Raw genomic sequence first — 12,724 nt, 5'->3', positions numbered from 1 at the left:
AAGTCACCATTTTTTTGGAGGTTATTATTTCATTATAACTATAATCTGGCATATGGATGCTGTCTTAATCTCTAGACAGATCTTCAATAATATTCAATACCCGTTTACTGTATTTATTACGGTTATACGGAGTGTTGCTACAAGTACTACCAATTTTTAATACACAATACTTATATGCTAAAGGCAGTAAATATTACCAAGTCCTATAACGGAAAAATGGCATTGAAAGATGTTTCTTTTGAGGTCTCTAAAGGAGAGATTTTTTGTTTGTTAGGACAAAACGGAGCAGGAAAAACCACCACTATAAATATATTTTTAGGTTTTATTAAAAAAGATGGCGGACAAGCTTTCGTTGCCGATAAAGAAGTGGGTAAAGATGATACTAATCAGCTAACTGCTTATATACCTGAAACTGTGCAGCTCTACGGAAATCTTACAGGGATTGAGAATCTTAATTTCTTTAGCAAGTTGGCAGGCTTCACCTATTCCACATCAGAATTAGAAGCGTTCTTAACAAAAACAGGATTACAAGCAGATGCTCAACACCAAAGGCTATCTGGTTATTCTAAGGGAATGCGTCAAAAAGTAGGAATTGCTGTTGCACTTGCCAAAAATGCAGAAGTAATTTTTATGGACGAACCTACTTCTGGTCTAGACCCTAAGGCAACAGCAGAATTCACTAAAATTTGTAAAGAACTCGCAAAAATGGGTAAGGTCATTTTTATGGCTACACATGACATTTTTAATGCCGTAGAATTAGGTACCACCATTGGTATTATGAAAGAAGGTGTTTTAGCACAACAACTAAAAGCCAGTGAGATTAACGCAAATGAATTAAATCAACTTTACTTAGAAACTATATAACTAAAACATGAAACACTATATAACCATACTAGCTTTACTTGTTTGTAACATTACATTGGCACAAATTGCTGTAAGCGGAAAAATTTTGGATAATGACGGATCTCCCATTTTTGGAGCTACTATTTCCTATAATCTTGAGAATACTTCTAAAAAAGGAGGTACTGTAACTGGAGACGATGGTCAATTTAACTTTGACCTTTCCGAAACCGGAAACTATCAGATTTCGGTGAGCTACATAGGTATGCAAAGCCAAAGTTTTAATAAATCATTCAACCAATTTACCAATTATGATTTGGGTACGATCAACCTTCAAGAGAGTGTTGAACAATTACAGTCTGTAGAAGTCATTGGTAGAGCAAGAACAGATTACAATAGTGACTATTCTTTTTCGGCTACCAAAGTGGCAATTGCCAATAAAGAGCTACCACAAGCTATAACATCTGTTACCAAAGAATTAATTGCAGACCGTCTTGCTTTTCAAGTGCCAGATGCTGTAAAAACGGTAAGTAATGTTTCGGTAACGGGCTTATACAATCACTATAATATTCGAGGTATTACACAAGCGGATGACGGGCAGGTGTTAAACGGTATGCGTACACGCCAATACTATTTTTTACAACCAATTACCTCGCATCTAGAGCGTGTTGAAGTTATAAAAGGTCCATCATCAGTTACATTTTCAAGTGCCGATCCAGGTGGTACGGTAAACATGGTTACCAAAAAGCCTTTGGCTGAAAAGCGTAGTGAAGTTTCTTTGACTACTGGAAGTTTTGGAACCATAAGAGCTACTGCGGATTTTACGGGACCATTGAACGAATCAAAAACATTATTATATCGTTTCAATGCTGCAATTCAAGAAGCAGATTCATTTAGAGATGTGGTAAACAACAATGCCATTTTGTTTTCGCCTTCTTTAAGTTATATACCTAATGAAACAACGTCGTTAAATGTAGAAATGATTTATAGCGATGCCGTAGGTAATTTAGATAGGGGTCAGCCAATTTTCGGTGCTATAAATGGCGAATACGATATTAATAGTACACCAATTACAATGAATGTTGGTGCATCAAGTGATCACTATAAAAACAAGGAGTTCATTTTCATGGCGAACTTTAGTAAAAAATTGACCAAAAATTTAGGCTTTAATGCACAATTTATGAAGCAAACTTGGGATGAAGATTTAGCCGAACATAGAGTTGATGGTACAGCGGTGGATATTGACGGAAACGTGATTCCTACCTTGGCTAGAATGCGATATGATGAAAGACAACAATATTGGGAAACCGATAATTTTAGTACCTACTTTACGTACGACATTAAAACAGAGAAAATAACCAACAAGATTTTAGTTGGTTATGATGCTACACGTTGGGAAAGAAAAATTGGAGCCGGATTTCTACGTGCCAGAAGGTACTTGACAGTAGATGGTGGTCAGTCTAACTATGACCCTGCAAATGCAGCCAACTTTCAGCAAATGGTGGTAGATGGTGTAACCATGCCAGTGCCTGCCGTTCCTCATTTTAATCTGGAAGATCCTTTTAACGGTGCTAGAAATACAAATGCATATAATCTAGCAGAATTGAGTATTCCAGCAAACTTGAACACTTCAAATGGTTTCTATATTCAAAATCAGTTTAAAGTAGGTAAGTTCTCTGCTTTATTGAACTTGCGATATGAGCGTTTCACTGATATTTTTGATTATGAAGGCGATGAGCAAGAGTTTACAAATGATGCCATTGTACCGAGAATTGGTTTAACCTATGAAGTTACCAATACTGTTAGTGCATATGCTACCTATTTAGAAGGTTTTCAGCCACACACTAATACTGTTTCATTATCGCCAACGGCAGAAGGTTTCTTTTGGTCCACTTCACCAAGCAGATTTGATCCATTGGAAAGTAGCTTAACGGAGTTTGGAGCAAAAGGAGAATTTTTGAACGGAAAAATATTTGCCAACCTAGCTATCTTCAACATTACTCAAAAAAATATCCTTTTAGGTGATACCTATGATTTGGACAATTTAACTACAAGAGGTGAACAAAGAAGCAGAGGTTTTGAGATGGATGTATCTGGTTACATATCACCTAATTTTCAAATTACCGCATCTTATGGTTTTGCAGATGCTGAAATTGTAGAAGATGCCATAGAAGAGTTTATTGGTGAACCTATAGGAGGAGCTCCAAAACACAATGCGAATATTTGGGGGAGATATGATTTTACAAATGAAACCTTAAAAGGAATCGGCTTTGGTTTGGGTGCTCAATTTATGGATGAGCGATATACGTGGTACAACCCAACGTACGATACCGATAGACTTCTATTGCCATCATACACGGTTTTTGATGCAGCAGTGTATTACAAGCCAAATAATACAGGAATACAATTAACCTTAAAATTGAATAATCTGTTTAATGAAACATATTGGTTAGGTGGTCTTAACCCTTCTAGACTAGGTCCTGGGGCACCAAGAAACGTATTGCTAAATGCAACTTATAAATTCTAATAATGAGGAAGAACGTAATAAAACTGTTAGCGCGCCAATTATGGCAAGATGCCTTTAGATCTAAGGTCATGTTGATAGCATCTGCTTTGATGCTGTTCTTGCTACTCTTTTCTGCGTATAGTGGTTATGAGAATTACCATGACCAGAATTTTACACGAGATGAAATTCAACATGAAGTACAGGAAAGCTGGGAAAATAATCCGGATAAGCATCCACATAGAATGTCACATTATGGGTCTTTTGCGCTAAGACTAAAACACGTTTTAAGTGTTTTTGATCTTGGTATGGAAAACTTTGTAGGTAATGCCGTTTTCTTGGAGGCGCACAAGCAGAATACCGTTAATTTTTCCGAAGCCAGTATGTCTACGGGACTTTTACGTTTTGGTGAAGTTAGCCTAGCTATGTTATTAAAGGTAATCGTTCCTTTATTGATTTTCTACTTAGGCTTTGCGACCATAGCTCAAGAAAGGGAAAATGGTACCCTTAAACTTTTAATAGGACAAGGAATAACAAGAAAGGAAATCGTATTTGGAAAATGGATAGGTTTATGGAGCTTGTCACTCATTTTTTTGACCTCAATTTTTTTGGTATTACTTCTTTTTGTTTTGTTAGAATCCCATGATAGCATGCTTACCGATAGTTTTTTTAGGTATTTAGTTCTGCTAATTTCCTATTTTTTATTCTTTGGAATATTAAGCGCCATCACTATTTTGGTGTCAGCTTTTAGCGCAACCGCTAAAGGTGCCTTGATAAAGTTGTTAGGTATATGGTTGTTATTCGTTATCATAGTTCCAAAATCATTACAAGCAATGGGTTTTTACTTATACCCTACTCCTTCTAAAATAGAAATGGAAACAGCTGTTGAACATGATTTGATTGAATTGGGAGATAGTCACAATCCAGACGACCCACATTTTAAGGCATTAAAAGACTCTGTTTTATTAGCTAATAAGGTTACGGATGTTAATGACCTTCCTTTCAATTATGGCGGTTTTGTGATGTCTAAAGGAGAAGAATTAAGTGCTGAAGTTTACCTTGAACACCAAGAAGGACTATATGAAGTTTATCATAAACAAAACAATTTGGAGCGTTATTCCGCATTCATAAATCCGTATTCTGCCATTAAAAATTTATCAATGGCATTTTCAGGAACAGATTTTCAATCTTTTCTTCATTTTAAGGATGAGGCAGAAACCTATCGCTTCAAATTAGCTCAGGATATGAATCAGTTGCAGATGGATTTTATTCCTAATAAAGGCAAAGAAGGACCTAATACTATATCTAGTGATTTTTGGAAAGAGTTTCCTCCTTTTCAATATCATTTTTTAAGTATAAGAGAGGTGTTTAAAAATGAGGTAACCTCTTTAATAGCCCTATTATTATGGAGTATTTTATCCGTTTTTGGATTATTGAAATTATCAACTAACCTAAAAGCCATATAGATGTATAGTTTGTTATTTAAATCGTTTTTTAGAACGAAAATATTCTTGGTTAGTCTTGTTTTATTAATGTCTGTTGGTGTGATAAGCATTTTCATAGGAAAGCAATACTTGGTAAAACAAGAGAAAACGATAGCCGCAGCCCAAGTATTTCAAGAAGAAAGTATTAAAAAGAATATAGAATATCATAGTGAAGATTTAGGATTGCTTTTGTATTATTTACGTTTTACGCTAGCGAAAAAACCTGAAAATATAAGTGCAATTTCAATTGGGCAGAGCGATGTAAATCCGTTATTACAAGCTGTAACCATTCGTGGTTTGGAAGGGCAAAAATATGATACCGATTTTGAGAATCCGTCATTGCTCATGTCGGGTAATTTAGACCTAGGCTTTGTTATTATTTACTTATTTCCGTTGGTATTAATAGCCATGACCTTCAACCTATATTCAGAGGAAAAAGAATTAGGAACTTGGCGTATTTTAGCAGCACAAACGTCAGAAAAAGCCGGATTTTTATTTAAAAAGATGGCAGTAAGAATACTCTTTGTATTTGTGGTATTAATTGTTCTCATGTTTTTGGCAAGTACTATATTACAGATTTCAATGAGCGCCAATTTCTGGGCTATTTTTCTACAAAGTATATTGTATCTATTATTTTGGAGTGCTTTATGTTTTTGGATGGTATCATTATTAAAAAATTCAAGTTTTAATGCATTGGCATTGATTTCAATTTGGGTAGTATTGACCATTTTAATTCCTGCATTAGTGAATAACTATGTTATTAATACCTACCAAGTGCCAGAAGCCTTAGATGCCATGGTAGAGCAAAGAGATGGTTATCATGAAAAATGGGATATGGAAAAGGATGTTACCATGAATGGGTTTATAGGAGCCTACCCGCAATATGTAAATTATGAAGTACCACAAGATAGATTTAGCTGGATCTGGTATTATGGTATGCAACATATGGGTGATATGGCTGCCAAAAAAACAAGTAAAGAAATGAAAGATAAAATTATGCAACGTAATATGGTGAGTGAAAAAGTAGCACTTTTTATACCAACAATGCATGCACAATTAAGTATGAATAACCTGGCTGGCACAGATATGATAAGCCATTTAGGTTTTTTAGATGCATTGACTAAATTTCATGAAAATCTAAGATTGGGCTTTTATGACAAAATTTTCAGTGAAAAGTCCCAGAGTTCAGTAGACTGGACAAAGCACAGCCTTAAATTCTACAATGTAGTATATAGTTTTAGTTGGTTAAAGTTATTATTGCCAACATTTTTAATAACTCTTGTTATTGGATTAATAGGAATTTTTAATCTTAGAAAACTATGATGGTGACTGCGTATAAATATAATTATCGCATGTATTTAAATTGATGATCTAGTAAAGAAATTTACATTTTAATTTTTTCCCTTTGCCCCTACTTTTCAAGCATACTGAATTTTAATAAATACAATTTGTATGAATTTACCTACAATTAATGATGTTTTGCAACATTAATATTTTTATGTAATTAATGTGTAGTATCTTTTTTGAAAAATAAATAATGAAAAAGGTATTTTATACAACTAACCATTTCTATGTTTCAGTTTTTTTGATGCTTTTCAGTATTGTCACAATATTGGCTCAATCAGAGCAAAATACCTTAAGAAAAATTGAAGAATTAAAATCTTCTACGGGTTTTAACGAACAGAATGAAGAATATATCGACTTAGTTTTAGAATTAGCAAAATTAAAAATTAGATCAAATGCTGACAGTGCTTCTATTTTGCTTAAAGAAGGATATGATCTAAGCTTAGAAATGCAATATAAAGCAGGTGAAAGTACCGCGCTATCTACCTATGGGTATTTATATTTTGAAGAGGGCAAAATAGAAAAAGCTCATGAGTATAATACCAGGGCCTTAGATTTAGCTAATTCCTATAATCTTAATAAGCCAAAGTTAAAAGCTTTGAATAATATGGGTCTAGATTATTGGTTACAAGGAGAAGAAGATAGAGCCCTAACTAAATTTCTAGAAGCATTAGCTGTTGCCACAGAAATTAATGATGTGGATAGAATAATCGGTATCAATGTAAACATAGCCAATTTGTATAGTTCTAATGGTGATAATGAAACTGCCTTGACATTTCTGGGAAAAGCAAAAAAACTAAGTACAGAACTGGCAAATGAAGAAGTACTGGCTTATACCCTAATTAATATGGCATCTATATATGCTGATGCAGGTGATTTTGAAGAAGCTGAAAGAATGGTAAATCAGAGTTTAGCATTTTTTAAAAAACAGCAAAGTATAGATTGGATGTCCCATGCTTTTGAACAAAAAGGGTCTATTGCATTGGAACAAGAAAAATATAAAGAAGCCCTGGGTTATTATTTAGAATCAGAAAAATTATGTGATGAAATAGATTTTAGTTACGGTTATACACTTGTATACAATGGTTTAGCAGAGTGTTATTTAGAAATGAACAATATAGAGAAGGCAGAGGAATATGGGTTAAAAGGTTTAGCTATTTCTACTGAGCAACAAATTGCAGGATCCATTAAAAAGTCAAATTTATTATTATCTAAAGTTTACCATCTTAAAGGAGAAGATGAATTAGCATATAAGTATCAATCTACTTATATGGATTTACACGAAAAAAGTTCAACAGAGAAGTTTAAAAAAGGACTTGGTATTTTACGTAGTAAAACAAAGTATGAGAATGAAAAGCGACAATTAATTGCGAATCAAGAAAAAGCTATTGCTGAACAAAAGAAATATGTCTACTTAGCAATTGCGGCACTTGCAATCGTTTCCTTATTTCTTGTTTTATTATATAGAACAGGAAAACTCCAAAAAAAATACAATGAAAAGCTACAGGAAAAACAAGATGCTTTACTAATGCATGAGGCACAACTAGAAGAATCCAATAAAACAAAAGACAAACTATTCTCTATTATTGCCCATGATTTAAAGGGACCTATAAATTCTTTCTACACGCTTATGAAAATGACCTCCAATGAGACTATTAGCAAAGAAGATTATAATACTTTTTTTCCACAAGCTTTAAGGGATATTCAAGGTATTTCTGAAATGTTGAACAATTTATTAATATGGGCAAAAACACAAATGAAAGGTATTGTATTAGATCGTTCTAATATTAAGGTTTGTAAAATTGTAATGAATACAGTTTCAATTTTAACTCCCTTGGCTGAAAAGAAAGAAATTGATATCTTAAATAATATTCCAGAGAATACCATTAGTTATAGTGACGCCAACCATGTCATTATTATAGTCAGAAATTTAATTAGTAACGCTATAAAATTTACAAATAAGCAGGGTAAGATAGTCATTAGCGTTACAGAGAAGGAAGATGAATTACAAATAGAAGTTGCAGATGATGGCGTTGGTATGGATAAAGAAACACAAGAAATGCTTTTTCAAAAAAAGCATATTAAATCAACTTTTGGTACTAATAATGAGAAAGGCACTGGTTTAGGATTGTCTATATGTAAAGATATGGTAGAAAGTAATGGTGGTAGATTATGGGTAGCAAGTGAACCAAATAAAGGAACTTCAATATTTTTTACCATACCAAAAAAAATGGATAATTTAAAAATAGCATCTTAACTATAGTTGCTATAGCGGTAAAATAAATGCACAAATTTAGAGAGCTTGGCTTTATAAATAGGGAAATATTTACTTTTAAAATTCCGAATTAAATTTAGTGTTTTAGATGGGAAATTAACATATAAAGACACTTTCTCACCTTTCAACAGAATTAATTTTTCATTTTCAGACAATGGGGTACTTTTCGTCTCTCAAACCTCAAACTCAGATTAATGAAACTCGAACTAGTAATTGTAGATGACTCTCACCTCTGGTTGTCATTAGCAGAAAAGCTTGCCAAAACGCATCCGTTGGTTGGTAAGGTAACAATCTTTGAAGACTCATATGATGCCTGGGTACATATACAGATAAACAAACCACAATTTGTTATTTCGGATATAGAAATGCCAGGAATGAACGGACTTTCGTTCTTAGAAATGTTCAGTAATAGGTTGCCTTTTATTTCAACTTCTACTAAACAAGAATTTGAAGAAGTGGCAAGAGAGCTTGGTTGTGTAGACTTTATTACCAAACCATTTACCAAAACAGATATACACCATGCTATAGATTCAGTTTACTATCACATGTACGGTAAAAAAGTAAGTTGAACTGATAATTTTCTTACCAATAATTAAGGATGGTAATAGCATCTTATTGGCATACATAATATTTAGATTGGTTATATTTACTTTTTTAGTAAATTCTTGTATCTCAAAACATACATATAACCATGACCCCCGATAAAGATATTTTTAGTACTAAACAAGGTAGATGGGACTTTGCAATTGCCATTGCCGTAATAGCCCTATTCTCTATTTTCATCTACATGTATATGTTTAATAATGAGAATGAAATGACAGAGGCAACTCCTGATTTGGAAACATCGAAAGAACAATTACCTGCTTCTTATCATTCAGAAGATCGAGAGTATGTATATACAAATTCAGAAACTTATGTGCCGGTGACAATACCTGCAAAAGATGCAATTGACCCTAATAAGAAAATTGCAATTATTATTTCTGATGCCCCACTTACTGAGGCTGATTTAGTAGATGATAAAATAGACTCGGTAGTTAAGCAAGAAATAGTAGATAAACCAGAAAATACATTGTCGACCGAATCTGTAAAAACAATGGTAGACACAGTAACTACAGGTGTTGGGGCAAAAGAAATTAAAGAACCAGTTGTAGAAAAAGAAGATGTATTAACAGAGAAATCAAAAACAGTATCAGTAGCTAATACAACTTCAGAATTAAATTGTATGGCTATGGTGGGTGTTTTTAAAGATCAGAATAACATAGCTGCAATTATTACAAAACTAAAAGCTTTAGGGTATACACATGAACAAGGCGCATACCCAAAAGGTTTAACTTACATAAGTGTACCTGTTGATTGCGAGAACGAATCAAAAAAGAAGCAACTTATATCAGAATTAAATAAAGCATTCGGTATTGATTCATGGGTTAAAAAGAGATAAGTTCTTAAAACCTTAAGGTAATTCATAATCTAAGCCTGAATATATACTTAAGGCACCAATTACAATATCATTTGGCACCATGTTTACACCATTAGACAAATAGGTAAGGGTTACATCATCTGACGGAAAGTAGATACTTAAAGATTGATAACCGTCTACCCTGCCATCATGTCCAAATCCACTTTTATTATAAAACGGAATTGTGAAGAGACCGAAGCCATAACCATCATTCATCGTTGTCATTTTATTAAGCGAACTTTCAGAAACCAACCTTCCGTCAAACAAAGCATTATAAAATACATTTACGCCTTTAGGTGAAGATACCAAAGAGCCGGTGCCTTGGAGAATGGTATAATGAGTTTCAACCAAAGCGACCCAATTTTCACTTTCTAATTGATAAGAATATGCTTCATTGTCTGTAGCATTGATTTCTTCTCCATTATAAGTATTTGTAAGTCCTAACGGTGTAGCCAATCTATCTTTAAATGAACTAGCATAAGTTTTCTCGTCAATATCTTCAATTATAAATGATAGCAAAAGGTAATTGGTATTGGAATATTCAAATTTCTCATTTGGATTAAAATTAGTACCGTTTTTAATGAAAATCTCTAAAAGTTTCTGTCTAGAGGCAGGTTGTATTCGGTCTTCTGGGTCATATTCACCCTCAGTAAAATTGAAGAGTCCGCTTCTATGATTCAATAATTGTTCTATAGTAATAATTTTGGCATTAGGTATTTCTGGAAAGTAATTGTCTATTGTAGTTTCTAGAGTCAATTTGCTTTCTTCAACTAGCTGCATGATCATGGTGGCCGTAAATGCTTTAGTAACAGATGCTATTCTGTATTTAGAATTTTTGTTGCCCTCAATTGAATTTTCTACGTCAATAAAACCAAATGAATATTGATAATCCTCTTTACAATTTTTAAAAATGGATATACTGCCCATTCCTAAGTTTTGTTTTTCAATTCTTGAAAAAAACAAGTCCATTTTATCTCGGTCAAAATTTTCACCGAATTCTTCTATTTGAGTTGAACATGCTGTAGTAAAAACAACTAACAAACATGCGAAAATAACTTTAAAGTAATTTGTAATCATATGTAAATGTTTGAATTAGTTTGTGTTATGGAATCAAACTTCGACCATTAAATAGTACGTTGTTGTTAATTAAATAATAATTGACGTTAAAATTTATGTAATAATTCACGAGTGAATACCGCAATCTATTGTAAGAATAATTTGTAGATAAATTAACCTTATTTAAGATTTAGTCATCAGTTTTATACATTATTTTTGCGCCCTTAAAATAATTATCAAGAATCTCAAAAAAGGAGATAGCAACCTGCAATAACAAGCAAGGTGCTAAATAGATAAGCCAATTAATTGGAACAAATGTTAATTCATAATCCTTCTAATTTTTAGCTATTTCTTTTTTTGATTGTGAAGAAAGAGAAATGGAAAGTACCAAAAAGATGACCCCCAAATTTTCTGCCTTAATACCTTTGTTGGTATTTGTATTTACCTTTTTAGGCGTAGGTATCTATCAAAATGATTTCTATGCCCTACCCGCACCTATTGCGGTAATTGTGGGTATTGTAGTTGCGTTCATACTATTTAGGCAATCGATATCAGATAAAATCGATACGCTTTTAAAAGGTTGTGGAGATGATAAGATATTGACGATGTGCCTTATCTATTTATTGGCAGGTGCTTTCGCTGCAATTACTAATGAAACAGGTAGTGTAGATGCCATTGTAAATCTTGGTTTAGACCTTATAGCCATACAATACATATATGTGGGCATTTTTATCATTGCCGGGTTTTTATCTGTCTCAACAGGAACTTCTGTTGGCGCTATCGTAGCCTTGGCGCCAATAGTAGTAGGTTTTGCCGAAGAAAGCAATGCAGAGCTGGCAGTATTATGCGGGGCGTTATTGGGCGGTAGTATGTTCGGTGATAACCTATCTGTCATTTCAGATACAACTATTGCAGCAACCCAGTCTTTAGGTTGTAAAATGAGTGATAAGTTCAAACAAAACATTAAAATAGCTGTGCCAGCAGCGATATTTACCATTGTTATACTAGTTTTTCAAGGCTTAGGGTTAGAATCCGTTGCATCTGAAAACACGATCTATAATTATGATATTGTAAAGATTTTACCGTATGTGTTGGTAATTGTCCTGTCTATTGGTGGAGTCAATGTATTTGTGACGCTATTACTAGGCGCTATAGCTGCAGTTGTATTAGGAATTGTTCATCAAGATTTTACTCTGATTGAGTCCGCCAAAATTGCTTACACAGGATTTACCAACATGACAGAAATATTTCTTTTGTCTTTATTGACCGGAGGACTGGCGGCATTGGTAGAAAGAAATGGCGGAATAGAATTTATATTGGTCAATATTAGAAAGCTGATAAAAAATAAGAAATCGGCACAATTTGGTATAGCTACATTAGTGAGTACAATTAATATGGCAATAGCCAATAATACCGTTTCAATTATAATTGCCGGACCAATTGCAAAGATTATTAATGACGAGTATCATTTAGATAATAAAAAGACGGCTTCTATTTTAGATATTTTTGCCTGTATTTTTCAAGGTTTACTTCCTTATGGAGCACAGGTCTTAATGATTTTAAGCTTCTCTAAAGGGGAAATAGATTATTTAGATTTGGTAAGTAATACATGGTATCTAATGCTTTTGTTTATGTATACGTTACTGTTTATTGGGGTAAGACCTTTACGTAAATAATAAGGTTTTATAATTAAGAACTTAATCTCATTAGTATTATAAACACATAACAATACTCCATAGATAATATTTGAATACTTTGAGTATTAT

9 protein-coding genes and 1 riboswitch are annotated in these 12,724 nt (G+C 33.3%); of the genes, 8 read left to right on the top strand and 1 reads right to left on the bottom strand.

What is annotated here, in order from left to right; translation table 11 throughout:
* The first annotated feature begins 174 nt into the window (after positions 1–174).
* From UH1x_RS19445 to UH1x_RS19415, 7 genes are all read left to right on the top strand, one after another.
* Positions 175–864 carry an ABC transporter ATP-binding protein gene (locus UH1x_RS19445; protein ID WP_299317213.1) on the top strand — a complete coding sequence of 230 codons (690 nt, stop codon included), beginning with the start codon at positions 175–177 and terminating at the stop codon, positions 862–864.
* A gap of 7 nt (positions 865–871) precedes the next feature.
* Positions 872–3,367 carry a TonB-dependent receptor domain-containing protein gene (locus UH1x_RS19440; protein ID WP_482623729.1) on the top strand — a complete coding sequence of 832 codons (2,496 nt, stop codon included), beginning with the start codon at positions 872–874 and terminating at the stop codon, positions 3,365–3,367.
* A 2-nt stretch (positions 3,368–3,369) separates the two neighbouring features.
* Positions 3,370–4,809: an ABC transporter permease gene (locus UH1x_RS19435; RefSeq protein ID WP_482623728.1), complete on the top strand. Its 1,440-nt coding sequence runs from the start codon at positions 3,370–3,372 to the stop codon at positions 4,807–4,809.
* Positions 4,810–6,150: a DUF3526 domain-containing protein gene (locus tag UH1x_RS19430; RefSeq protein ID WP_482623726.1), complete on the top strand. Its 1,341-nt coding sequence runs from the start codon at positions 4,810–4,812 to the stop codon at positions 6,148–6,150.
* A gap of 214 nt (positions 6,151–6,364) precedes the next feature.
* Positions 6,365–8,428 (top strand): tetratricopeptide repeat-containing sensor histidine kinase, encoded by a 2,064-nt coding sequence (locus tag UH1x_RS19425; RefSeq protein WP_482623725.1) that lies wholly within the window; start codon positions 6,365–6,367, stop codon positions 8,426–8,428.
* Between the two features lie 212 nt (positions 8,429–8,640).
* The gene (locus UH1x_RS19420; protein ID WP_482623723.1) at positions 8,641–9,015 is read left to right on the top strand and encodes a response regulator; all 375 of its coding nucleotides are present in this window, start codon (positions 8,641–8,643) and stop codon (positions 9,013–9,015) included.
* Between the two features lie 122 nt (positions 9,016–9,137).
* A complete protein-coding gene (locus UH1x_RS19415) occupies positions 9,138–9,884 on the top strand; it encodes a hypothetical protein (RefSeq protein ID WP_482623721.1) in 747 nt (248 codons plus the stop codon).
* 12 nt (positions 9,885–9,896) lie between these two features.
* On the opposite strand, the gene UH1x_RS19410 is transcribed toward UH1x_RS19415, so the two are convergent.
* Positions 9,897–10,979 (bottom strand): serine hydrolase domain-containing protein, encoded by a 1,083-nt coding sequence (locus UH1x_RS19410; RefSeq protein WP_482623719.1) that lies wholly within the window; start codon positions 10,977–10,979, stop codon positions 9,897–9,899.
* A gap of 207 nt (positions 10,980–11,186) precedes the next feature.
* A riboswitch (SAM-I-IV-variant riboswitch) is annotated at positions 11,187–11,284 on the top strand.
* Positions 11,285–11,353: 69 nt separating this feature from the next.
* Between UH1x_RS19410 and UH1x_RS19405 the strand changes: the two genes are divergently transcribed.
* Positions 11,354–12,634 (top strand): Na+/H+ antiporter NhaC family protein, encoded by a 1,281-nt coding sequence (locus UH1x_RS19405; protein ID WP_482623717.1) that lies wholly within the window; start codon positions 11,354–11,356, stop codon positions 12,632–12,634.
* The last annotated feature ends 90 nt before the right edge of the window (positions 12,635–12,724 follow it).

Source organism: Maribacter sp. UH1, from assembly GCF_056839145.1.
Note: the sequence above shows the minus strand (reverse complement) of the source record. Positions and strands in the feature narration are given on the sequence as shown.